Raw genomic sequence first — 23,042 nt, 5'->3', positions numbered from 1 at the left:
CGAGTGGTCCGGGCAGGTCAGCCCACCAGCAGGTCCCGCTTCAGGTCGCGGATGTCCTTGGCGTCCAGGCCGAGCGCCTTCTTCTCGTACGCGCCGAACGAGCCGAACTTCTCCGAGACCTCCTGGAAGCCGGAGTTGAGGTACTCGGCGCGCACGTCCAGCAGCGGCTTGTACACCGCGGCCTGCGCGGCGGGCATCGAGGCGAGCGCGGCGGCGTTGGCCTCGGCGCGGTAGTCGTTGGAGGCGAGGTAGTCCTCCATGACCGTGGAGCGCGGTACGCCGAGCGCCGTGAGCAGAGCGGCGTTCGCCCAGCCCGTACGGTCCTTGCCCGCCGTGCAGTGGAAGACGACGGCTCGCGAGGAGTCGTCCGCGGCCCCGGCGAAGACCGTGCGGTAGGCGGCCTTGGCGGTGTCGCCGCTGACCATGAACTTCTCGCCCTCGACCATCATCGCGACGCCCTCCTCGGGCGTCGTCGGCATGGCGGTGAAGGTGGGCGACCCCGCCAGGACGTCGGCGACGACGTGCGTGGCACCGGCCGGGACGCGGTCGGGCGCGGCCGTGCGCTCGGACTCCATGCGCAGATCGAAGACCGTGCGGACGGACAGCCGCTTCAGCTTCGCCAGGTCGGCGGCGGTGAGCTTGTCGAGCGCGTCGGCGCGGTAGATCTCGCCCATCTTCACCCAGTGGCCGTCGGCGGTGCGGTAGCCGCCCGCGTCACGGAAGTTGACGGTCCCCTCCAGCTTGATCAGCCGGTCGGCGAGGTGCAGGGAGCCGCCCCGCTCGGGCACCAGGTCGAACCACTGGCGGTCGGCGGCGGCCAGCCCCCGCACCGTGACCTTGCCCGTCGCCCCGCCGGAGGCCACGGTGCGCCCACCGGCCTTGACGGCGACGCGGTGCGTGCCGGGGGCCTTCCACTCCACCGTGTACGAGCCGTCGTCCTGCGCGGTGACCTTCGCCTGGGTGAACGGGATGCGCGCGTGGGAGTCGCGGGCGGGGGATGCGGGGGCGCCGTGCGCCGAAACGGCGGGTGCGGCGATACCGACGAGGAGCGCGGCGGCCAGGGCGCAGGAAGAGGCCTTTACACGGGTTATGTGCGTCATGCATGGATCTTCTGAGGGCTTGACGATTCCCGCCGGAATGGCCGGTGAACACAGCGGGAAGCCGGGCCGAACACCCTGCTCCGCAGGTCGTGGACGGCTCCGCTTGACCTTGTCACCGTGACAACGTCTTCACTGGGGCCGAGGAGGTGGTCCCGATGACCACGGCACGGCAGGACACACAGGCGGGGAAGGCCCTGCGGGCTCTGGAGGACGGCGACGCGTCCGTACGGCTGCGGGCGGCGATGGCGGTCGGATCGGCCCCGGACGCGGCGTACGTCGGCACGCTCGTCGAGCGGTGCGCGACCGAGCCCGACTTCCAGGTGCGCGAACTGCTCACCTGGGCGCTCACCCGCCACGAGCCGTCGGTGACGGTCCCCGGGCTCGTCGCCGAACTCGGCTCGGAGACCGCGCAGGCGCGGAGCCAGGCCCTGCACACCCTGTCGAAGATCGGGGACCGGCGGGCATGGCCGGCTATCACCGGGGCGCTGCTGACCGACGCCGACGACGAGGTGGCGCGGAGCGCCTGGCGCGCGGCCGTCGTGCTCGTGCCCGAGGGGGACGAGCACGGCCTGGCGGCCGTGCTGGCGACGCAGCTCGGGCGCGGCGGGCGCGAGACGCAGCTCAGCCTGAGCCGGGCGCTGGTCGCCCTCGGTGAGGTGAGCGTGGAGACGCTCCGGGCCGCGAGGACGGCTCCGGACCCCCGGGTGCGGCAGCATGCGCTCGCGACGGAGAGGCTGCTGCGCGACCCGGATGCCGGATTCGGGTTCGCGATCGAGGAGGCGAAGCGCATCGTGGCCCTGGGCGGGAACGACCAGGAGGGATGACGGGTGTGTTGATCGGCGAGGTGGCACGGCGGTCCGGGGTCAGCGCCCGCATGCTCAGGCACTACGAGTCGCTCGGCCTGGTGCGCCCCGAGGGACGCACCGGCGGCGGCTACCGCTCGTACTCCGGCGAGGACATCCGCCGCGTCTTCCACATCGAGAGCCTGCGGTCGCTGGGGCTGTCGTTGCGCGAGGTGGGGCAGGCGCTGGACGATCCCGGCTTCGCGCCCTCGAAGCTCGTCGACGACCTGATCCGGCGGACCCGGGAACGCATCGCGGCCGAGGAGGCGCTGCTCACGCGGCTCGGCCGGATCGGCGCCGCCGGACCCGCCGGCTGGGACGACGTGCTCCAGACCGTCGCGCTCCTCCAGGGGCTGGGGTCCAAGAGCGCGGGGCAGCGCCAGCGCGCGGCCCTGGAGGCGGCCGAGGAGGCTCCCGTTCCGGTGGAAGCCCTGGTCGAGGCGGTGCTGAGCGAGGGGGACACGAACGTCGCCGGAGCCCTGCGGTGGGCCCTGGCGCAGTCGGGCGACGAGGGACCGGTGCTGCTGGCGAAGGGCCTCGGCTCACCGTCCGCCGACGTACGCGAACGCGCCGCGCTGTCCCTCGCCGCGATCCCGGGTGAGGCGGCGGCCGGGCTCCTGCGGGGCGCCCTCGGCCACGTCGATGTCGTGGTCCGCCGGCGCGCGGCTCTGGCGCTCGGGGCGCGGGGGGACGCCGACGCGGTCCCGACACTCGTCGGCATGGTCGTGGACGGGGTCAACGACGTGGACGCGGCCGATGTGCTGGCCGCACTGGCGAACCGCCCGGCGCCCGCGCCTTCGGACGGGACCACCACGGAGCTGCCCGACGGGACAGCCACGGCGCTCTCCGACGAGATCGCCGCCGCGCTCGTCCGGCCTCTCGCGCACGGCGCCGTCCCCCCGTCCGTACGCCGCCGAATCGCCCAGGCGCTCGCGGACGTCCCCGGCTCCACGGCGTCACACGCGCTGGAGGAGCTGTCGCACGACGAGGACCGTGCCGTGGCCCTCACCGCGGCCTACGTCCTCACCCTGCGCGGGTCCGCCTGAACCACGCCCCGTACCCGACCGCATCGGGCACAGGATGTCGGGTCGGGCAGGGTGGGTCCTCCCTAGCGTGAGCTGGTGTGAAGGAAGGAGTCCGGGATGCTGGACCGGCTGAACCAGGCCATGGAGCACATCGAGTCCCACCTCGACCAGCCGGTCGACGTGGAGGGCCTGGCGCGCATCGCGATGACGTCGGAGTACCACTTCCGGCGGATGTTCTCCGCGCTGGCCGGTCTCCCGCTGTCGGAGTACGTCCGGCGCAGGAGGCTGACCGTGGCGGGCGCCGAGGTGCTCGCCGGTGAGCGGACGCTGCTGGACATCGCGACGCGCTACGGCTACGGCTCGGGCGAGGCCTTCGCCCGGGCGTTCCGCACCATGCACGGTGTGGGCCCGGGCGAGGCCCGGCGGACCGGTGCGGCACTGAACTCCCAGCCCCGGATGTCCTTCCGCCTCATCATCGAAGGGAGCAGCAGCATGCGATACAGGATCGTCGACAAGGACGCGTTCCGGGTCATCGGGAAGAAGGTGCGCGTACCGCTCGTCCACGAAGGGGCGAATCCGGCGATCGCCGAGTTCATCCGGTCCCTCGCCCCCGAGACGCTGGAACGCGTCGCCGCGCTGGCCGACCAGGAGCCCGCCGGGATCGTCGGGGTCAGCGACCAGCTCGACCCCAGCCGCGCGGAGGGGACCGAACTCGACTACTACCACGGGGTGGTGTCGGGCGCCGAGGTGCCCGACGACCTGGACTCCCTCGACGTCCCGGCGGGCCTGTGGGCCGTCTTCGAGGACTCCGGGCCGTTTCCCCAGTCGCTCCAGTACATGTGGCGGGACGTGTTCACGCAGTGGTTCCCGTCGAATCCGTACGGGAGCAGGCCGGGGCCCGAGATCCTGAGCGTGCGGCTCTCGGACGGCGGGGCGCGGGGGGACGCGCAGCTGTGGATTCCGGTGGAGCGGTCCGCCGGCTGAGCGGGTCCGTCAGCGGGCGCCCACCTTCTCGCGCAGCCAGGTGAGGCCGAACTCCAGGACCTCACCGGCTTCGAAGAGGTGGCTGCCTGCCGCGCCCACGCTGCCCCGGCGTCCGATTCCGGCGGCCAGCATGTCCCGGACGATCGTTTCGAACGGGTCCTGGCCCTCGGGCGTCACGGCGGAGTAGTCGAAGGCCCCGCCCGAGGAGTCGATGTCGCGGAAGCGGCGCCAGACGCGGCGGCCGTCGGCCAGGAGCGGCTGTTCGTACTCCACGAACCGCTTGCCCGGCGCGTCGGCGAGCGCCTCGGCGTGGTGCAGGAGGGTGAGGGTCTCCAGCGGGGCCCCCAGCATCAGCACCCTGCCGCCCAGCTCGACCAGCCGGGCCAGTGGGCTGCCGGGGCCGTGCGGGTCGTCCCACGGATGGTCTGCCGTCAGCGCGGTGGCCGCGGGCCCGAGCGCGGCGAGGCTCACATCGGGGTGCCTGCTGCGGACGGCCCCGGGCCAGCGGCGCAGGGCCTCGGGGAGGCGGCCGTTGTCGTGGTCCGCCTCGCTCGACTCCGGGTCGTACGGCGGATGTTCGGCGCGTACGGCGTCCTGCCAGGGCTTCGGCCACTCGCTGAAGCCGTACGGCAGGGCGTCGTTCCAGCCGCAGGTCACCATCAGGGTCCCCCGCTCCCCCACGACGTCCCGCAGGGCGCCGATGAGGGTCGGGGGGCCGCCCGCCACATAACCGATGGCGGACATCCGCGTATGGAACATGACGACGTCACCCGCGCCGAGACCGAGCGCCGTCAGATCACGGACGAGCCGGCTCCTGGTGACGGGGCCGTGGGCGCGGGCGAGCAGGGCGGCATGGTCCGGGGGCGGTGCGTCCATGGCGCGACGCTACCGCTCCCGGAGCGTTCACCCCCAACTGATTTCGGCGGCAACCGGCCGGTGATCGCTGCCGGTCGACGGCAGCACCCAGGAGCTCTCCGGCTCCACTCCCCTGACGAGGATCTGGTCGATCCGCACCACGGGGAACCGCGCGGGCCAGCTGAATCCGAATCCGTCCCCGGCCTCTTCCTGGGCGGAGCGCAGCTGCGAGGTGATGCCGTCCAGCGCGCGGTCGTCCGTGGTGCCGTTCATATCGGCGAGCAGCACCACCCGCTCGCTCTTCTCGGCGGCGAGGACCTCGGCGAGCGCCTGCGCGTTCCTGTCCCGGGAGTCCGTCCAGAAGCCCGCCCGGGGATTGACGCGTACGGACCCCAGGTGCGCCACGTACACCGCCAGCGGCCCGTGTTCCGTGGCCACCGTGGCGCGCAGGCCCCTGTTGTAGGCCAGCTTGACCTCGGCCGGCTTGCTGTCGCCCAGCGGCCCGGCGTCCATCGCGGTGTCGACCGCGCGGGTGTCCGACAGCGGCAGCCTGCTCCACAGCCCGACCGTGCCCAGCACCGCGTGGTACGGATACGCCTCCGCCAGCTCCTTCTCGTACGTACGGGCGTCCCTCTGGTCCAGTTCCATCAGCCCCAGCACGTCAGCGCCCGAGGAGACCAGGTCGCGGGCGGTGCCCGCCGGGTCGGTGTTGCCCGCGCCGACGTTGTGGCCGGCCACGACGAGGTCGCCGCCCGGGCGGGACCTGTCGCCGAGCAGACCGCCGAAGAGGGACGTCCACACGACGGCCGGCAGCAGCAGCGCGACCACCGCGGAGGCGGAGCGGCGCCACAGCGCCAGGGCCAGCAGCACCGGCACGAACAGGCCGAGCCACGGCAGAGCGGTCTCCACCAGGCTGCCGAGGTTCCAGATCCGGTTCGGGACGCGCGCGTGGAACAGCAGGGTCAGGCCCAGCAGCAGCGCGAGCGCCACGAGCACCGGGCCGCGCTTCCAGGGGTCAGGCCGGGACGCGGCGCCCGTCACCCGGCGGACGGTCCTGCTGACCGTCCGCCGGAGACCCGGGCGTTCGGCGGCTCGGACCTGCTGCCGTGTGTCGTTCCGTTCCCGCGTTGTTTCGCTCACTGTTCGGGTGCCCCTGACGGTGGAGTGCTGGAGGAGTCGTGGTGCGGAAGCCGGACGGCGACCCGGAGGCCGCCCTCGGGGCGCGGGGTGAGGGTGAGGGTCCCGCCGTGCGCCTCGGCGATTCTCCTGACGATCGCCAGGCCCAGGCCGACACCCGTGCGGTGCGCGTCGCGCACGCGCCCGGTGCCCCGCTGGAAGGGTTCGGTGAGGGTCGCGACCAGCTGCGGCGAGAGCTTCTCCCCGCTGTTCTCGACGGTGAGCGTCGCGCTCCCGGGTGCGACGCCGGTCCTGACCCGCACGGAGCCCCCGGAGGGCAGGTTGTGGACGACGGCGTTGTGGACCAGGTTCGTCGTCAGCTGGAGCAGGAGCGCCTGCGACCCGAAGGCGGGGGCGGCGTCACCGGCCGTGTCGAGGGTGACACCGCGCTCCTCGGCGAGCGGGAGCAGCGTCTCGGTGGCCTCCTCCGCGAGCAGGGACAGATCGACGGCGTCCCTGGTGAAGGCCCCCTGGTCGGCGCGGCTGAGCACGAGCAGCGCCTCGGTGAGGTCGATCGCCCGGGCGTTGACGGTGTGGAGGCGGTCGAAGAGCTTCACGGGGTCCTGTGCCGGATCGTTGCGGGCCACGTCGAGGAGCGCCTGGGAGACGGCCAGCGGGGTGCGCAGTTCGTGCGAGGCGTTGGCCGCGAATCTCCGCTGTTCGGCGACGTGTGCTTCGAGCCGGGCGAGCATGTCGTCGAAGGCGTCGGCGAGTTCGCGGAACTCGTCCTCGCGGCCCTCCAGCCGGATGCGGTGGGAGAGCGACCCGTTGCCGGCGGCCCGCGCGGCGTCCGTGATGCGGGTCAGCGGGGCGAGCATGCGCCCGGCGAGAATCCATCCGCCCAGGAGGCCGAAGACCAGCAGGAAGACCATCCCCACGCCCCCGATCGGCACGAAGATACGCAGGAAGCCGGAGCGGCTCAGCGGCCCCTCGGGGCTGGCCCCCATCTCGGGCATGAAGAGCAGCAGCGACACCCACACCGCCGCGAGCAGCAGGACACCGGCCAGCATGAGGAATCCGGCGTAGCTGAGGGTCAGTCTCAGGCGGACGCTCAGTCCGGGAGCCCTGTCCACGGCCGCCGCCTTCATCCCTCCCCCTCGCTCCCGGTGTCGATGCGGTATCCGGCGCCCGGCACGGTGGCGATGATCCAGGGTTCGCCGAGCCGCTTGCGCAGCGCCGAGACCGTGATGCGCACGGCGTTGGTGAACGGGCCGGTGTTCTCGTCCCAGGCCCGCTCCAGGAGCTCCTCGGCGCTGACGACACCGCCCTCGGCGGCGGTGAGGACGTCGAGCACCGCGAACTGCTTCCGGGTCAGCGCGACGGGGCGGCCGTCGCGGTGGACCTCCCGGCGGAACGGGTCCAGCCGCAGGCCCGCGATCTCCCGCACGGGCGGCCTGCTGTGCGCACGCCTGCGGTCGAGCGCCCTGAGCCTGAGCACGAGCTCCTGGAGTTCGAAGGGCTTGGTGAGGTAGTCGTCGGCGCCGAGTTCGAACCCGGTGGTCTTGTCGTCGAGACGGTCGGCGGCCGTGAGCATGAGGATCGGCATGCCGCTGCCCGACGCGACGATGCGCGCGGCGATCTCGTCACCGCTGGGCCCGGGGATGTCCCGGTCGAGGACGGCGATGTCGTACGCGTTGACGCCCAGCAGCTCCAGGGCGGTGTCGCCGTCGCCCGCGATGTCCGCCGCGATCGCGGCGAGGCGCAGGCCGTCGCGAATGGCCTCCGCCATGTAGAGCTCGTCCTCGACGATCAGTACACGCATGCACCGAGGTTACGATCCGGCACATATCGTCGGCGTATCGAAAACCGCCCGGGCGCCCGGGGGTGCTCCGGCGGGACGTTCCGGCTGCTGGGGGCGGGGCTGCCGGTCACTCCGGCCGCTGGGGGCGGGGGCTTTCGGCCAGCTCCGGCCGCTGGGGGCGAGGGCTTCCGGTCACTCCGGTCGCGCGCTCCGCGCGCTTCGGCCGCGTGTTTCGGCCACCGCTGCCGGGCGCTCCGGCCGCACTCGCGGGGCTCCTCGGCAGGTGCTCCGGCCGCGCCCGCCCGGCGACGGAAATCGTTCCCCGGAGGCCGTTCCGTATCGGCTCCGTGTCGATCCCGACCGCTTGGCGCGCCACGGGAACCGCCCCGCGCGATTCGGCCGTCCTCAGGCCCGAACTGCCGCGCGGGTCACAGTGGGTGCCGTGCGGAACACGCCACGCGTTCAAGGAGCAGCATGACCGTCCACGGCAGCACCAGCACCCGGAACACCCTCGCCTCCCCGTCCCCGCGCGGCGGCCGTGCGGCCCTCCGGAACTGCGCGAAGGGGGCCCTGGTCGTCGCCCTCGTGCTCGGGGCGACCACGGCGTGCGGGCCTTTTTCGGACAGCGGCGGCGGGTCCTCGAAGAAGAACAACGGGTCGTCGGGCGGCGGCAGCCACGCGGCCAAGGACTGGAAGGCGGGCGACTGCGCCGGACCGGACACCAGCCAGTCCAAGGACGGCTTCCAGCCCCTCGACTGCGACGACCCCAAGGCGACGATCAAGGCGCTGGAGGTCAAGGACGGCGAGATCTTCGCCGGTGCCGTCGAGTGTCCCGCCGGCACCGACGAGATCATCTCGGTGAAGGTGTCCTTCGGCGGGGACGCCAGCGCCGGCCTGCCCAGCAAGACCATCTGCGGCCGCAACCTCTCGGACGACCACCCCGGAGACGCGGGCGCGGGCGGCGGGCAGCTCGTCGTGGGTGACTGCGTGGACGACCAGGCGAAGGAAGTGCCCTGCGCGAGCGGCGGGAACAAGGTGCTCGCCCTGACCAAGACCGCCGAGGAATGCCCGGCCGAGGCCGACAACCCCATCGAGCTCTTCCCGAGCCCCGGCCGCCCGTACGACGCCATCTGCACCAGCAAGGCCTGACGGCCGGCGGCCGGGCCCGCGCCCGCGCGGCGCGGAGCCCGGCGAACGGCAGGGGACGACGCACGGTCCGAACGCCGGACTGTGCGCGATGTCTTGACGTGCCCCTGCCTAGCTGGCTTTATGGGAGCGCTCCCACGTCTTATCGATGTGCGATCCGTCCGATGTGTTCGATGTTCGGTTCATCCGGCGCTCACCCCTTTTCTGGAGTCGCAGTGAGAACAGCAACGAGTACGGCACGAAAGAGCCCCCTGAGGGTGGTGATGAGGAGCCTCGCCGCTCTTCTCGGCGTCACCCTCCTCGGCGCTCTCGGCCCGGCCGCCGCCCAGGCCGCCGAGACCGAGCAGGTGAAGGCCGCCGCCACCGGCCTGCACATCAGCAACGGCCGTCTGCTGGAGGGCAACGGCAACGACTTCGTCATGCGCGGCGTCAACCACGCGCACACCTGGTACCCGGGTGAGACGCAGTCGCTGGCCGACATCAAGGCCTTCGGCGCCAACACCGTCCGCGTCGTCCTCTCCGACGGCCACCGCTGGACGAGGAACGGCCCGGACGAGGTCGCGGGCATCGTCGACGACTGCAAGGCCAACCGGCTGATCTGCGTCCTGGAGGTGCACGACACCACCGGTTACGGCGAGGACGCCGCGGCGGGCACGCTGGACCACGCCGCCGACTACTGGATCAGCCTCAAGGACGTACTCGCGGGCGAAGAGGACTACGTCATCGTCAACATCGGCAACGAGCCGTGGGGCAACACCGACCCCGCCGGCTGGACCGCGCCGACGACCGCCGCCGTGCAGAAGCTCCGCGCCGCCGGATTCCAGCACACGATCATGGTGGACGCGCCCAACTGGGGCCAGGACTGGCAGGGCGTCATGCGCGCCAACGCCCAGGCCGTGTACGACGCCGACACCACGGGCAACCTGATCTTCTCGATCCACATGTACAGCGTCTACAACACGGCGCAGGCGGTCACCGACTATCTCAACGCCTTCGTCAATGCCGGACTGCCCATCCTCATCGGTGAGTTCGGCGGACCCGCCGACCAGTGGGGCGACCCGGACGAGGACACCATGATGGCCACGGCCGAGCAGCTCGACCTCGGTTATCTGGCGTGGTCCTGGAGCGGCAACACCGACCCGATCCTGGACCTGGCGATCGACTTCGACCCGAGCCGGCTGAGCTCCTGGGGCGAGCGGATCTTCCACGGCGCCAACGGCATCGCGCAGACGTCCAAGGAGGCCACCGTCTTCGGCGGCACCCAGCCGGGCGACACGCAGGCCCCGACCGCCCCGGGCACCCCGACCGCCTCCGCGGTGACGGCGACCTCGGCCACCCTGGCATGGCCTGCGGCGACCGACAACGTTGCCATCGCGGGCTACGACGTCGTGCGCGTCAGCGGCGGCACCGAGACCGCCGCCGCCTCGTCGACCACCAACAGCGTCACGGTGACCGGCCTCACCGCGCAGACGGCGTACAGCTTCGCCGTCTACGCCAGGGACGCGGCGGGCAACCGCTCGACCCGTTCGGCCACCGTCGCCGTCACCACCGACGCGACCGTCCCCACGCCGGGTGTGGGCTGCTCCGTCGGCTACAAGGTGGTCGGCCAGTGGCCCAACGGCTTCCAGGGTGAGATCACCATCCGCAACACCGGCACCGCCGCCATCAACGGCTGGAACCTCGCCTTCGACTTCGCCAACGGCCAGACCGTCTCCAACATGTGGGGCGGGACGCCCACGCAGACCGGCGCCTCGGTGAGCGTCGCCCCCGCCGGTTACACCGCCGCGATCCCCGTGAACGGCACCGTCACGCTCGGCTTCACCGGCACCACGGGCACCACCAACACCGCCCCGACCACCTTCAAGCTCAGCGGAAACACCTGCACGACGGCCTGATCCGGGACCGGCTCTCCGGCCGGCGGGGCACCACCCCGCCGGCCTCGCGCGTTCCCCGAGCGGCGGGCCGGCGGGCTTGGGGCACGAAAGTTTTCGAAGCTTTCGGAGCATTGACCGAAATTAATTCGAGCGGCTAGCGTGCCGCTCGAATCCTCGGACGCAAGTGAAGACGCCGTCCACATCCTTGGATTCACCCTGCTTCCCCCACCCAGCCAGAGGGAGCACCACCGTGATCCGAAGATCGTCGACCCTCAGCCTGTTCGCCGCCGCGGTGCTGACCGCCGCCGTCGTCTCCCCCGCGCTCGGCGCCGGGGACGGCAAAGGCCCTGGCAGCTCGGCCGCGCCCGACGAGCGCAACGCCCGCTGGGTGAGCACCTGGACGTCCATGCCGCAGCTGACCGAGCCGGGCAACATGCCCCCGGCGCCGTTCACCCAGGAGGGCTCGGTGCTCCGGGACGCGACCCTGCGTCAGACGGTCCATGTCTCGGCGGGCGGTGAGCACATCCGGCTGCGCTTCTCGAATGCTTTCGGTGGCGCGGTGCTGCCGATCACCAAGGTGTCCGTGGCCCTGCCGCTCGACGGCAGGGCGGGCACCAGCGCGGTCGAGGCGGGGACCACACGGGCCGTGACCTTCCAGGGCCGGTCGTCGGTGTCGGTGCCGGCCGGTGCCCAGGCGGTCTCCGACCCGCTGGACTTCACGCTCGCGCCGGGGTCCAACCTCACGGCGACGGTGTATCTGGCGACCGGTCAGGCCTCCACGTCCATCACCTCGCACCCCGGCTCGCGTACGACGTCCTATCTGCGCGCCGGGGACCATGTCACCGAGGCCGACCTGCCGGGGGCGACACCCACCGACCACTGGTACTTCCTCAGCGGCGTCGAGGTCTGGTCCCGGAACACCACCTCGGCGGCCGTCGTGCTCGGTGACTCGCTGACCGACGGCCGGGGCTCCACGACGAACGGGAACGACCGCTGGCCCGACCTGCTGCTGAAGCGGCTGGCGTCCGGCGCGGCCACGTCGAAGACGGCCCTGGTCAACCAGGCGGCGGGCGGCAACCGGCTGCTCAACGACGGCCTCGGCCCCAACGGCCTGGCCCGCCTCGACCGTGACGTCCTGTCCCAGAGCGGGGTGGACTGGCTGCTCGTCTTCGAGGGCATCAACGACATCGGCACGGCCGAGGCGACTCCGGCCGCCCAGAAGCAGGTCGCGGCCGATGTGATCGCGGCGTACGAGCAGATCATCACCCGGGCCCACACCCACGGCATCCGGGTGTACGGGGCGACGCTGACGCCCCTGGGCGGCAACACCGGCTACGACGACCCGGACGGCCACCGCGAGCAGGCCCGGCAGACGGTCAACACCTGGATCCGTACGAGCGGACGCTTCGACAGCGTGATCGACTTCGACCGGACCGTGCGCGACCCGCGGGCGCCCCGGCAGCTGCTGGCCTCCCTGGACACCGGCGACCACCTCCACCTCAACCCGGCGGGCTACCAGGCACTGGCCGACGCCGTGCCGACCCGGCTGTTCCGGCAGGCCCCGCTCCCCCGGGGCTTCGGCTACAACTGACGGCCGGGAACCGTCGCGCCCGGCCCGTGGACAGGTGGTGTCCGCGGGCCGGCCGGCGTTTCGCCTGAGATGGTGCAGCCATGGCCTCCCTGCCCCGCGTCGCCCCCATGCTCGCCACCCCCGGCCGGCTGCCGCCCGGTGCGACCGCCGACCAGTGGGCGTACGAGGTGAAGCAGGACGGCCAGCGCGCCATGGTCTATCTGCCGGGCGACGGGTCGGTCCGGCTGCTGGCCAGGTCCGGGGCGGACATCACTCCGGCCTATCCGGATCTCGCGGCGCTGGGTCCCGCGCTCGGCGGCGTCCCGGCGGTGCTGGACGGCGAGATCGTCGCGCTGGACAGCGAGGGGCGCAGCGACTTCGAGCGGCTCCAGTCGCGGATGGGGCTGTCCGGATCACCGGCCAGGGCCGCCCGCATGGCGCAGCGGGTCCCCGCCCACCTGGTGCTGTTCGACGCGGTGTTCCTGGGCGAGCGGAGCCTCGTACCGCTGCCGTACACGGAGCGGCGGGCGGAGCTGGAGGGGCTCGGGCTGCACGGACCGCGCTGGTCGACGCCGGCGGTGGTCGTCGGGCACGGCGAGGAGGCCCTGGCCATGACGCGGGAAGCCGGTCTGGAGGGCGTGGTCGCCAAGCGGCTGAGCTCGGTGTACGAGCCGGGGGTCCGCGCCCGTACGTGGATCAAGATCCGCCATGCCCGCACGGTGGACGTCGTCGTCGGCGGCTGGGTGCCCGGCCGCGGCAGGCTGGGCGGCCTGCCCGGTGCCCTGCTGGTCGGGGAACGGCACCCGGGCGGTCTGCGGTACGCGGGCAGCGTCGGCACGGGGTGGAGCGACGCCGAGCGGAACAGGCTCGCCGAGCTGCTGCGGGTCGCGGCCGTCGACACCTGCCCCTTCGACGAGACACCGCCGGTCGCCGGGGCGCGGTGGGTGCTGCCACGGCTCGTCGGCGAGGTGCGCTACTCGACCCGGACGAGGGCGGGGCGGCTGCGCCAGCCCTCCTGGCACCGGCTGCGGCCGGACCTGGCCCCGGACGACATCGGTTAGGACGTCCCGCCCGGACCCGGGCCCGGACGACCTGGGACAGGGCATTCCGCCGGGCCTGGCCCCGGACGGCATCGGTCAGCAGGTCCCACCCGGACCGGGCGGGCCGGAATCAGGAGGCGGTCCGCTTCTTCGCGGCGGTCCTCGCCGGCTGCTGCTTCTTCGCCGTCGTCTTCTTCGCCGCCGTCGTCGTCTTCTTGGCGGCTGTCCGCTTCTTCGCCGCGGGGGCCGCCTTCTTCCGGGCGCGGGGCTTGCCGGGCGTCATCTCGTGGACGGTCGCGTCCTCGCCCCGGGTCTCCTTGGCCGCCTTAACCGACGCGTTCAGCGCCGCCATCAGGTCCATGACCTTTCCGGGCTCCTCCTCCTCGCCCCCGGCCGCCGCCGGGAGCGCCTTGCCCTCGGACTTGGCCGCGAGGAGCTTCTCCAGGGCCTCCCTGTAGTGGTCGCGGAAGCCGGAGATGTCGTCCAGGGCCATGCTGTCGGTGAGCTGCACGGCCCGTTCGATCTCGCCCTCGTCGAGCTCCGTCTCCCGGGGGGCCAGGGACTCGGGGCTGCGGATCTCGTCCGGCCAGCGCATCGCGTGCAGCACGATGGCCTCCTCCCGCACCCGCAGCAGGCCGAGCCGCTCGCGGTTGTGCCAGGCGAACTTCGCGACGGCGACCTTGTCGCTGCGCTCCAGCGCCTGCCGCAGCAGGGTGTACGGCTTGGCCGCGACCTGGCCGTCGACCGCGAGGTAGTAGCTGTCGCTGATCCGGACGGGATCGATGCTGTCCGCCTCGACGAACGCGACGATCTCGATGGCCTTCGCCGTCGGCAGCGGCATCCGGTCGAGTTCCTCGTCGGTGACGGGCACGGTCCGGTCCTTGGCGACCTCGTACCCCTTGCCGATCTCGTCCTGGGAGAGCACCTTGCCGTCGATCTCGCACACCTTGCGGGTGCGGATACGGCCCATGTCCTCGCGGTGGTACTGGTGGAAGGAGATCGAGTGGTTCTCGGTGGCCGACACGACCTTGATCGGGATCGTCACCAGTCCGAAGCTGATCGCTCCGGTCCACAGGGGCCGCGGCATCCGTACCTCCAGCTGTCCCCCTGGTCGTCTGGCCGGGAGGCGGACCGGCGCGTCTGGAAGGGAGAACCAGCCCGAGAGGGCCGAGACGCGACCCGGGCCACCGCCCGTACCCCGATCCTCGCGCCCCGGCTCCCGGTCCGCATGTGGATCACCGGGGTCCGGGGCGGGCGCGCGCCAGTTCCAGCTCGCCGACGACCTGGTCCTCGCTCATCTCGGCGACCGGGGAAACGAACCGTTCCTGCTCGGGTGCCACCTCCAGGCGGCAGGCGTCGAGGACGTTGGCCGGGGTCACCCCGACGCCGACCCCGACAACCGCCCGGACACCGAAGGCGAAGCCGGCGAAGCCCTCCGTGCACTACGAGAACTGCGACGCCGCGCGCCGCGGGGGCGGCCCCCGTCAGGCGCGGCGAACCGGGTTACGCCGCCCATCTGGACCGGGACGGCGACGGAGTCGGATGCGAGCCGTACGGATCGTCGGGATCGAGCGGAGGAACCTCCGGCGGCAGTTCGAGCGGGGGCTCCGTTGGCGGAAGCGGCACCTACTACGCCAACTGCACCGCCGTACGCGCCGCAGGGGCCGCCCCCATCCACCGCGGGGACCCTGGATACGGATCCCACCTCGACCGGGACGGCGACGGAGTCGCCTGCGAGTAGCAACTTCCCCTCCCACCCCACCTCACAGCCGCCCCCGGCCCTCGCCGGGGGCGGCTGGCCTTTTCTAATGTGCTTCAAACGCGCTATAAATAAGCAACTTCGAGCACCATTCGCCCACGGTTCACGCAGCCCGATCCGCGAAGGACGCCCATGCCGCTCATATCCACCGGTGACATCACGCACGGCGCACGCAGGGACGCGACGGGCGTCGGGGCCTTCAACGTCGTGCAGATCGAGCACGCCCAGGCCATCGCGTCAGGGGCGGAGGCCGCCCGGCTGCCGGTGATCCTCCAGGTCAGCGAGAACACCGCCCGCTACCACGGCTCCCTCGAACCGATCGGGCTCGCCTCGCTGGCCGTAGCGCGGGCGGCGGGTGTTCCGGTGGCCGTGCACCTCGATCACGCCGAGTCGACGGAGCTGGTCCGCGAGGCCGTCCGGCTCGGCTTCACCTCCGTCATGTTCGACGCGTCGAAGCTCCCGTACGACGAGAACGTCGACGCGACGCGTGAGATCACCGCCTTCTGCCACGGCCACGGGGTCTGGGTGGAGGCCGAACTCGGGGAGATCGGGGGCAAGGACGGTGCGCACGCCCCGGGCGTGCGCACCGATCCGGCCGAGGCGCGGGCGTTCGTCGAGGCGACGGGGGTGGACGCGCTCGCGGTGGCGGTCGGGAGCTCGCACGCGATGCTGACCCGCGACGCCGTGCTCGACTTCGCGCTGATCTCCCGGCTGCGCGACGCGGTGGGCGTGCCGCTCGTGCTGCACGGCTCGTCGGGGGTCGGGGACGCGGGCCTCGCGGCGGCGATCGGCGCCGGCATGACCAAGGTCAACATCTCCACGCACCTCAACAAGCTGTTCACCGGGGCGGTCCGCACCTATCTGGACGCCCATGCCGAGGCCGCCGATCCGCGGAAGTACCTCGGCCCGGCCCGCGACGCGGTCGCCGCCGAGGTGACACGCCTGCTGGGCGTCCTCGCCCGGCCCGGGAGATAGGGTTTCGCTCCGGACAAGGAGGACCAGGTGGCGGCACACACCCGATGGACCCGGCTGCTGGAGATCCTCAGCGACCAGGGGCATCTCGACGTACTCGACGCGGCCGAGCAGCTCGGCTGTTCCGCCGCCACGGTCCGACGCGACCTGGACGAGCTCGCCCGGCAGAATCTCCTGACCCGCACCCGGGGCGGCGCCGTGGTGAGCGCCGTCGCCTACGACCTGCCGTTGCGCTACAAGGCGGCCCGCAGGGCGGACGAGAAGCAGCGCATCGCCAAAGCCGCGGCCGAGCTGGTCCCGACGGGCTCCACGGTCGGCCTCAACGGCGGTACGACGACCTCCGAGGTGGCCAGGGAACTGGCTCTGCGCCCCGAGCCCTCGGGCGGGGGCACGGCGCTGACGGTGGTGACCAACGCGATCAACATCGCCAACGAGCTGGCCGTGCGACCCCAGGTGAAGATCGTCGTCACCGGCGGGGTGGCCAGGCCGAATTCGTACGAACTCGTCGGCCCTCTGGTCGACTCCGTGCTGCGCACCCTCGCCCTCGACTACACGATCCTCGGCGTGGACGCCGTGCACCCGCGCTTCGGAGCGGCCACGCACGACGAGTCCGAGGCCGGGGCCAACCGTGCCCTCGCCGAGTGCGCGGGCACGGTGATCGTCGTCGCCGACTCCTCCAAGCTCGGCCGCCGGGCCTTCGCCCAGGTCTGCGAGACCGGGGCGGTGTCCGTCCTGGTCACGGACCAGGACGCGCCCGAGGACGTCGTCGGGGAGTTCACCGATCTGGGGATCGACGTCCTGCGGGTGTGATCCGGCCCCGGGTCACAGGTAGCCCTGCGGGGGCGACCCGGCCCCGGGTCAGCGGTAGTCCTCCGGATGGCCCTGCAAAACATGAGGCCCCCCTCGTCAGTTGGACCAGACCTTACCCCTGCCGGGCGTTCAGCCCTCGACCAAGCGCTGGAGCGCGGGGGCGTAGCCGGTGGCAGCCGTTTCCGGCGTCGCTGCGGCGACTCGGGCGGTCATGCGCCCCCCTGGATCGGCATCGCCCGTGCACGGCCGCTGCGCCTGCGTTTCCCTCCGACCGTACCCGCATCCGCGCGGTGGCCGGGAAGGCACAGTGTCACCGCGAGGGCCAGCGGCGCGGCGCCCCCTGCGATCAGGAAGACCAGCCGGCAGGCCCCGAGGGTCGGGGCCGGGCGGCCGGCCGCCAGGAACGTCATGTTGGCGAGTACGGCGGCCACGGCGGCGCCGCAGAACGCCTGGCCGATCGAACGCATCAGGGTGTTCAGCCCGTTGGCCGCGCCCGTCTCGGCGACCGGGACGGCGCGCATCACCAGCGCGGGCCCGGGGGTAAACGCTTGTGCACCCCGGCGGCACCCCGCCCCCGGGCCGGCCCCACCGGCGCCCACCGCAGCATTTGCATATACATGCGAGTGAGTGCATACTCTTCCTATGTCTAAGGTTCTCACCTCCCTGCCCACCGGCGAGCGCGTCGGCATCGCTTTCTCGGGCGGCCTCGACACCTCGGTCGCGGTCGCGTGGATGCGCGACAAGGGTGCCGTCCCGTGCACCTACACCGCCGACATCGGCCAGTACGACGAGCCCGATATCGCCTCGGTGCCCGGCCGCGCGAAGGCCTACGGCGCCGAGATCGCGCGCCTGGTCGACTGCCGTGCGGCACTGGTCGAGGAGGGCCTGGCCGCGCTCGCGTGCGGCGCGTTCCACATCCGCTCCGGCGGCCGTGCCTACTTCAACACGACGCCGCTCGGCCGCGCCGTGACCGGCACCCTGCTGGTCCGGGCGATGCTCGAGGACAACGTACAGATCTGGGGCGACGGATCGACGTTCAAGGGCAACGACATCGAGCGGTTCTACCGCTACGGCCTCCTCGCCAACCCGCACCTGCGCATCTACAAGCCCTGGCTCGACGCCGACTTCGTCACCGAGCTGGGCGGCCGCAAGGAGATGTCGGAGTGGCTGGTCGCCCACGGGCTGCCCTACCGCGACAGCACCGAGAAGGCCTACTCCACCGACGCCAACATCTGGGGCGCCACCCACGAGGCCAAGACGCTGGAGCACCTGGACACCGGCGTGGAGACCGTCGACCCGATCATGGGCGTCCGCTTCTGGGACCCCTCGGTCGAGATCGACGTCGAGGACGTCACGATCGGCTTCGAGCAGGGCCGCCCGGTGACGATCAACGGCAAGTCGTTCGCCACCCCGGTCGACCTGGTCATGGAGGCGAACGCGATCGGCGGACGCCACGGCCTGGGCATGTCCGACCAGATCGAGAACCGGATCATCGAGGCGAAGAGCCGCGGCATCTACGAGGCGCCGGGCATGGCGCTCCTGCACGCCGCCTACGAGCGCCTCGTCAACGCCATCCACAACGAGGACACCCTCGCGCACTACCACAACGAGGGCCGGCGCCTCGGCCGTCTGATGTACGAGGGCCGCTGGCTGGACCCGCAGGCCCTGATGGTCCGCGAGTCGCTCCAGCGCTGGGTCGGCTCGGCCGTCACCGGCGAGGTCACGCTGCGGCTGCGGCGCGGTGAGGACTACTCGATCCTCGACACCACCGGCCCGGCGTTCAGCTACCACCCGGACAAGCTCTCCATGGAGCGCACCGAGGACTCGGCGTTCGGCCCGGTCGACCGGATCGGCCAGCTCACCATGCGCAACCTCGACATCGCCGACTCGCGCGCCCGGCTGGAGCAGTTCGCGAGCCTCGGCCTCGTCGGCACGCCCCAGGCCTCCCTGATCGGCGCCGCCCAGGCGGCGGCGACCGGCCTGATCGGCACCATGCCCGAGGGCGGCGCCCAGGCCATCGCCTCCCGTGGCGAGGTCTCCGGCGACGACGAGCTGCTGGACCGCGCCGCCATGGAGTTCGGCACCGACTGACCGGCCACCGGGCGGGCCGGGCTCCGGCCCGCCCCGCCCGCGGCCTATCCTCGAATCCTCGGACCAGGGATGAGCGGAAGAGCGAAGGTGGCGGCAATGGCGAAGGTTCCGGCAGCGGCGGTGGCGGCGAGCGGACTCGTCGGCGGGTACGCGATCGCCCGCTGGACGCGCAAGCGTCCGCTGGGCGGCGTCGCCCTGGCGGCGGCCGGGTCGGTGGCGGCGTACGAGTGGAACCGGCAGGCCGGGGCCAAGGCCGCCACCGGGCTCACCCTCGCGTATGTCGCCGCGTTCGCCGGCTCGCACCCGCTCGCCAAGAAGGTCGGCGCCTGGCCCTCGGTGTTCGCCGTCGCGGGTGGTGTCGCCGCCGCCTCGTGGGCCGTCACCCGGCGCGCCGCCTGAGAAATTCCGTGCCCGGGGATTGAACACGGGCGCCGCGGGGTGCGTACTGAGGAGCAACTCCCCGCGTGACCCGGGGGCGTGCCCGCCACGACAGGACGGGCGCGCCTCCGGTCGGCTCCGGGGCCCCGGCCGTCGACCGTCAGCCGTCAGCCGTCAGCCGTCAGCCCCCGAACGCCTGCGACACCGAGTAGATCGCCAGCCCGGCCAGCGCGCCCACCACCGTGCCGTTGATCCGGATGAACTGCAGGTCGCGCCCGATGTGCGCCTCGATCTTCCTCGACGTCTGGTCGGCGTCCCACCCCGCGACCGTGTCGCTGATCAGCGAGGTGATCTCCGCGCGGTACGTCGTGACGACATACGCCGCGGCGTCCTCCAGCCAGCCCTCCAGCTTGGCCTGGAGCCGCTCGTCCGAGGCCAGCCGCGCGCCCAGCGAGATCAGCGAGGCCCTGGCCCTCAGCCGCAGCTCGCTGCGCTCGTCCTCGGCCGCCGCCATGATCATCGCGCGTACGGAGGACCAGGCGGACGCGATGACGTCCTGGACCTCGCGGCGCCCCAGGATCTCCGACTTCAGCCGCTCCACCCTGGCCCGGGTGTCCGAGTCCGTCTGGAGGTCGGCGGCGAAGTCCGTCAGGAACGTGTCGATGGAGCCGCGCGCCGGATGCCCCGGCATGTCGCGCATCTCCGTGACGAAGCGCAGCAGCTCCTTGTAGACCCGCTCCCCCACGCGCTTGTCCACGAACCGGGGCGTCCACCCCGGCGCCCCGCCCTGCACCGCGTCCATGACGGAGTCGCCGTGCAGGACCAGCCAGTCGTGCGCGCGTACGCAGACGAGGTCGACGACCCTGCGGTGGCCGCCGTCCGCGACGATCTTCTCCAGCATCTTGCCCATCCCCGGGCCGACTTCCACCGTGTCCGCCCTCCGGGTGATCGCCTCTCCCACGACGGCCTGCACGTCGGAGTCCCGCAGCACGGTCAGCGCGCCGCGCAGCGCGGTGGCCAGCTCGGCGGTCACCCGGTCCGCGTGCGCGGGCTCCGCCAGCCAGTTCCCGAGCCTCGCACCGACGCCCAGGGCGTGAATCCGGTCACGAACGACGTCCCCGGAGAGAAAATTCTCGCCCACGAAGGAACCGAGTGACTCCCCCAACTGGTCCTTCTTGGTGGGAATGATGGCGGTGTGCGGGATGGGCAGGCCGAGCGGACGCCGGAAGAGCGCCGTGACGGCGAACCAGTCCGCCAGCGCACCCACCATTCCAGCCTCGGCAGCCGCAGCGACGAAGCCCGGCCAGCCGCCCACACCCGCGTTCTCCGCCCAGGTGGCGAGGACGTACACGAGCGCGACGAGCAGGAGCAGCCCTGTGGCGGTGGTCTTCATGCGGCGCACCCCGCGCCGCTTCTCCTCATCGGCGGCGGTGTACGCGAACCCGCCGGACGGCGGCCTCGGCCGCCCCCCGTCCGGAGCCCCGGCCATCCCGGCCGTTCCCTGTCCCGCGTCCTGTTCCATCCGCTCCACCCGTCCGCGTACGCGCCACGCCGTGCCGTACGCATTGTCCCTACCTCACCTACTCCTGGGCCGCACGTCGAGTTCCCCAGGGCCTGTCGCATCATGAGAGCAACCCGGATACCGGGTCGAACATCGCAAGGAGAATCACCGCAGATGCCCAGGCGCCAGGGGTATGCCCTGCTCATCGCCCTCGTGGCAGGCACCGCCGCGCTCGCCGCCGCCGTCGCTTTCGGTACGACGCTGATCGCGGGCAAGCGGGAGACGCCGCTCGCCGGAACCGGGGCCCACGCGGCGGCGCGCAACCCGGCCGCACCGGCCAACTCCACCGGCACCTGGGTCGTCACCTGGACCGGAGCCCCCGTCAGCGCCGAGCCGAACGCCGCCCAGGGCTACCCCGGCCGCACCGTCCGCAACATCGTGCACACCAGCGTCGGCGGTGACGCCGCCCGCATCACCCTGTCCAACCTCTTCGGCTCCACCCCGCTCGTCGTCGACCAGGCAGCCGTCAACACCCGGCCGGTGACCTTCCAGGGCCTGGCCGCCGTCACGATCGCCGCGGGCCGGCAGGTCGTCAGCGACCCCGTCGTCGTCCCCGTCGCCCCCGACGCCGACCTTGAGGTCACCCTGCGCACGCCGTACGCCGCCGGGCCGGTCACCCAGCACCCCAACACCCACCAGACGTCCTACCTGGCCGACGCCCACGGCACATGGAGCACCACCCGCTGGCGCTATCTGACCGCCGTCGACGTCCGCAACGAGGGGGCACCCGGTGCGATCGTCGCGATAGGCGACTCCCTCACCGCGGGAAGCGGCTCCACCACCGACGCCAACTCCCGCTGGACGGACGTCCTCGCCGACCGGCTGCGGCACCGCTACGGGGTCGCCAACCAGGGCATCGCGGGCAACCGCCTCCTGCGCGACAGCCCGCTGACCGTGGGCGGTGTGCGGCACGTGGGCGGACAGAGCGCGGCCGGCCGCTTCGACCGCGACGTGCTCTCCGTCGCCGGGGCGAGGACCGTGATCATCGCCCTCGGCATCAACGATGTGCAGCAGGTCCCCCAGGAGACCGACGCCCGGCGCGTCACGGCCGGACTCCGCGCCCTCACCGAGCGCGCGCACGCCCGGGGACTGCGGGTCGTCGGGGCGACCCTGACGCCGTTCCAGGGCTACCCCACCTGGACGCCGGAGCGCAACGCCGTGCGTCTGGCGGTCAACGAGGAGATCCGCTCCGGCCGGGTCTTCGACGCCTTCGCCGACTTCGACCGCGCCGTGCGCGACCCCTACGCGCCCAACCGGGTCCTTCCCGAGTACGACTCGGGCGACCGGCTGCACTTCAACGACGCCGGCTACCGCGCCCTGGGCCAGGCCATCGACCTCGACACCGTGGACGGGACGCCGAAGTCGGACGCGTTCTGACCGGCTGAGCCGGCCGGGCTCCCCGCCCGGCTCAGCCGAGCTCCTTGCGCCCGTCCCCCGTGTCCGGCCCCCGCAGCTGTTCCTGCTGCTCCTTGAGGAGGCGCTTCTGCGCCCTGCTCCGCTTGCGCTCCACACCGACGCCGCCCATGAGCGCGAATCCCGTCACCCGCACCCGGGGCGAGCCGGGCGCCGGTTCCGTCTCCTCGTCGAGCTTGGAGTGCTCCCCGAAGCCGCCCATGATGCCGAGACCTCGCACGTCGACATCGAGGTCCGGCGGCACGGTCACCTGGATACCGCCCATGATCGTGAAGCAGCGGATCACGACGTCCCGCTCGGCGAACCGGGCCTCGCGCAGATCGATCTCGCCGCCTCCCCACATCGCGAACGAGGTGAACGTCCGGCCCACCGTCCAGTGGCCCTTGCGGCTGAACCCGCCCCAGAAGGCGAACCCTCCCGACGAGGTGGCGGTGCCGCCGATCCGCGAGGGCCAGTCGGCCGACGAGCCGCGGCGCTCGGACACCGCCCCGGTCACCGGCCCGGCAAGCGTGCCCGGCACCGGAAGATCACGTACGAGCGGCTCCAACTCCCCGTGCGTACGCGCCTTGTACGTCGCGTCGAGCCGCTGCTCGAACTCGTCCATCTCCAGCCGGCCCTCGGCCACGGCCTCCCGCAGGGTCTCGGCGACCCGCTCCCGCTCCGCGTCGGAGGCTCGCATGTCCGGGTTTTCACTTGTCATACCGG

General features: G+C 72.5%; 23 protein-coding genes. 13 read left to right on the top strand and 10 right to left on the bottom strand.

What is annotated here, in order from left to right:
- Window positions 1-17: 17 nt before the first annotated feature.
- Window positions 18-1,100, bottom strand: a complete 1,083-nt coding sequence (locus tag ACWCQM_RS03955) for a tyrosine-protein phosphatase (RefSeq protein ID WP_450913764.1) — start codon at window positions 1,098-1,100, stop codon at window positions 18-20.
- Window positions 1,101-1,255: 155 nt separating this feature from the next.
- Here ACWCQM_RS03955 and ACWCQM_RS03950 point away from each other — a divergent pair, with 155 nt between their 5' ends.
- The 3 genes from ACWCQM_RS03950 (at window position 1,256) to ACWCQM_RS03940 (ending at window position 3,951) form a co-directional block, all read left to right on the top strand.
- Window positions 1,256-1,924 carry a HEAT repeat domain-containing protein gene (locus ACWCQM_RS03950; RefSeq protein ID WP_450913763.1) on the top strand — a complete coding sequence of 223 codons (669 nt, stop codon included), beginning with the start codon at window positions 1,256-1,258 and terminating at the stop codon, window positions 1,922-1,924.
- A 5-nt stretch (window positions 1,925-1,929) separates the two neighbouring features.
- Window positions 1,930-2,988 carry a HEAT repeat domain-containing protein gene (locus ACWCQM_RS03945; protein WP_450914083.1) on the top strand — a complete coding sequence of 353 codons (1,059 nt, stop codon included), beginning with the start codon at window positions 1,930-1,932 and terminating at the stop codon, window positions 2,986-2,988.
- Between the two features lie 96 nt (window positions 2,989-3,084).
- Window positions 3,085-3,951, top strand: coding sequence for an AraC family transcriptional regulator (locus ACWCQM_RS03940; protein WP_450913762.1), 867 nt, complete (start codon window positions 3,085-3,087; stop codon window positions 3,949-3,951).
- A gap of 9 nt (window positions 3,952-3,960) precedes the next feature.
- Here ACWCQM_RS03940 and aac(3) read toward each other — a convergent pair whose 3' ends face one another.
- The 4 genes from aac(3) to ACWCQM_RS03920 form a co-directional block, all read right to left on the bottom strand.
- Window positions 3,961-4,827 (bottom strand): aminoglycoside 3-N-acetyltransferase, encoded by an 867-nt coding sequence (gene aac(3), locus ACWCQM_RS03935; protein WP_450913761.1) that lies wholly within the window; start codon window positions 4,825-4,827, stop codon window positions 3,961-3,963.
- Window positions 4,828-4,854: 27 nt separating this feature from the next.
- Complete coding sequence (locus tag ACWCQM_RS03930) at window positions 4,855-5,847, bottom strand: endonuclease/exonuclease/phosphatase family protein (RefSeq protein WP_450913760.1); 993 nt, start codon at window positions 5,845-5,847, stop codon at window positions 4,855-4,857.
- A gap of 95 nt (window positions 5,848-5,942) precedes the next feature.
- The gene (locus tag ACWCQM_RS03925; RefSeq protein ID WP_450913759.1) at window positions 5,943-7,055 is read right to left on the bottom strand and encodes a sensor histidine kinase; all 1,113 of its coding nucleotides are present in this window, start codon (window positions 7,053-7,055) and stop codon (window positions 5,943-5,945) included.
- An 11-nt stretch (window positions 7,056-7,066) separates the two neighbouring features.
- On the bottom strand, window positions 7,067-7,744 hold the full coding sequence (locus ACWCQM_RS03920; protein ID WP_450913758.1) for a response regulator transcription factor: 678 nt from the start codon (window positions 7,742-7,744) through the stop codon (window positions 7,067-7,069).
- A 453-nt stretch (window positions 7,745-8,197) separates the two neighbouring features.
- On the opposite strand from ACWCQM_RS03920, the gene ACWCQM_RS03915 reads away from it, so the two are divergent.
- From ACWCQM_RS03915 to ligD, 4 genes are all read left to right on the top strand, one after another.
- On the top strand, window positions 8,198-8,872 hold the full coding sequence (locus ACWCQM_RS03915; RefSeq protein ID WP_450913757.1) for a hypothetical protein: 675 nt from the start codon (window positions 8,198-8,200) through the stop codon (window positions 8,870-8,872).
- A 212-nt stretch (window positions 8,873-9,084) separates the two neighbouring features.
- Window positions 9,085-10,764: a cellulase family glycosylhydrolase gene (locus tag ACWCQM_RS03910; RefSeq protein ID WP_450913756.1), complete on the top strand. Its 1,680-nt coding sequence runs from the start codon at window positions 9,085-9,087 to the stop codon at window positions 10,762-10,764.
- Window positions 10,765-10,993: 229 nt separating this feature from the next.
- Window positions 10,994-12,334: an SGNH/GDSL hydrolase family protein gene (locus ACWCQM_RS03905; protein ID WP_450913755.1), complete on the top strand. Its 1,341-nt coding sequence runs from the start codon at window positions 10,994-10,996 to the stop codon at window positions 12,332-12,334.
- 80 nt (window positions 12,335-12,414) lie between these two features.
- Window positions 12,415-13,374, top strand: a complete 960-nt coding sequence (ligD, locus tag ACWCQM_RS03900) for a non-homologous end-joining DNA ligase (protein ID WP_450913754.1) — start codon at window positions 12,415-12,417, stop codon at window positions 13,372-13,374.
- 109 nt (window positions 13,375-13,483) lie between these two features.
- Here the strand turns inward: ligD and ku are convergent, their stop codons facing one another.
- The gene (gene ku / locus ACWCQM_RS03895; RefSeq protein ID WP_450913753.1) at window positions 13,484-14,440 is read right to left on the bottom strand and encodes a non-homologous end joining protein Ku; all 957 of its coding nucleotides are present in this window, start codon (window positions 14,438-14,440) and stop codon (window positions 13,484-13,486) included.
- Between the two features lie 148 nt (window positions 14,441-14,588).
- Window positions 14,589-14,732, bottom strand: a complete 144-nt coding sequence (locus tag ACWCQM_RS03890; protein WP_450914091.1) for a hypothetical protein — start codon at window positions 14,730-14,732, stop codon at window positions 14,589-14,591.
- On the opposite strand from ACWCQM_RS03890, the gene ACWCQM_RS03885 reads away from it, so the two are divergent.
- The 3 genes from ACWCQM_RS03885 (at window position 14,687) to ACWCQM_RS03875 (ending at window position 16,894) form a co-directional block, all read left to right on the top strand.
- Window positions 14,687-15,094 carry an excalibur calcium-binding domain-containing protein gene (locus ACWCQM_RS03885; RefSeq protein ID WP_450913752.1) on the top strand — a complete coding sequence of 136 codons (408 nt, stop codon included), beginning with the start codon at window positions 14,687-14,689 and terminating at the stop codon, window positions 15,092-15,094. The genes ACWCQM_RS03890 and ACWCQM_RS03885 overlap by 46 nt on opposite strands.
- A 150-nt stretch (window positions 15,095-15,244) precedes the next feature.
- Window positions 15,245-16,087: a class II fructose-bisphosphate aldolase gene (locus ACWCQM_RS03880; RefSeq protein WP_450913751.1), complete on the top strand. Its 843-nt coding sequence runs from the start codon at window positions 15,245-15,247 to the stop codon at window positions 16,085-16,087.
- A 27-nt stretch (window positions 16,088-16,114) separates the two neighbouring features.
- Window positions 16,115-16,894 (top strand): DeoR/GlpR family DNA-binding transcription regulator, encoded by a 780-nt coding sequence (locus ACWCQM_RS03875; RefSeq protein WP_450913750.1) that lies wholly within the window; start codon window positions 16,115-16,117, stop codon window positions 16,892-16,894.
- A gap of 209 nt (window positions 16,895-17,103) precedes the next feature.
- On the opposite strand, the gene ACWCQM_RS03870 is transcribed toward ACWCQM_RS03875, so the two are convergent.
- A complete protein-coding gene (locus ACWCQM_RS03870; RefSeq protein ID WP_450913749.1) occupies window positions 17,104-17,418 on the bottom strand; it encodes a hypothetical protein in 315 nt (104 codons plus the stop codon).
- A 118-nt stretch (window positions 17,419-17,536) separates the two neighbouring features.
- On the opposite strand from ACWCQM_RS03870, the gene argG reads away from it, so the two are divergent.
- The gene (argG, locus tag ACWCQM_RS03865) at window positions 17,537-18,985 is read left to right on the top strand and encodes an argininosuccinate synthase (protein ID WP_450913748.1); all 1,449 of its coding nucleotides are present in this window, start codon (window positions 17,537-17,539) and stop codon (window positions 18,983-18,985) included.
- A gap of 96 nt (window positions 18,986-19,081) precedes the next feature.
- The gene (locus ACWCQM_RS03860) at window positions 19,082-19,384 is read left to right on the top strand and encodes a hypothetical protein (protein ID WP_073746389.1); all 303 of its coding nucleotides are present in this window, start codon (window positions 19,082-19,084) and stop codon (window positions 19,382-19,384) included.
- Between the two features lie 160 nt (window positions 19,385-19,544).
- On the opposite strand, the gene ACWCQM_RS03855 is transcribed toward ACWCQM_RS03860, so the two are convergent.
- Window positions 19,545-20,885, bottom strand: a complete 1,341-nt coding sequence (locus ACWCQM_RS03855) for a DUF445 domain-containing protein (RefSeq protein ID WP_450913747.1) — start codon at window positions 20,883-20,885, stop codon at window positions 19,545-19,547.
- 153 nt (window positions 20,886-21,038) lie between these two features.
- Between ACWCQM_RS03855 and ACWCQM_RS03850 the strand changes: the two genes are divergently transcribed.
- Window positions 21,039-22,301, top strand: coding sequence for an SGNH/GDSL hydrolase family protein (locus ACWCQM_RS03850; RefSeq protein WP_450913746.1), 1,263 nt, complete (start codon window positions 21,039-21,041; stop codon window positions 22,299-22,301).
- A gap of 31 nt (window positions 22,302-22,332) precedes the next feature.
- On the opposite strand, the gene ACWCQM_RS03845 is transcribed toward ACWCQM_RS03850, so the two are convergent.
- Window positions 22,333-23,016 carry a DUF1707 domain-containing protein gene (locus ACWCQM_RS03845; protein WP_450914082.1) on the bottom strand — a complete coding sequence of 228 codons (684 nt, stop codon included), beginning with the start codon at window positions 23,014-23,016 and terminating at the stop codon, window positions 22,333-22,335.
- Window positions 23,017-23,042: the final 26 nt, after the last annotated feature.

The sequence above is a fragment of the Streptomyces sp. NPDC002125 genome (genome assembly GCF_053593715.1).
The sequence above is the reverse complement of the archived record's forward strand: the minus strand, read 5'-3'. Positions and strand labels throughout refer to the sequence as shown.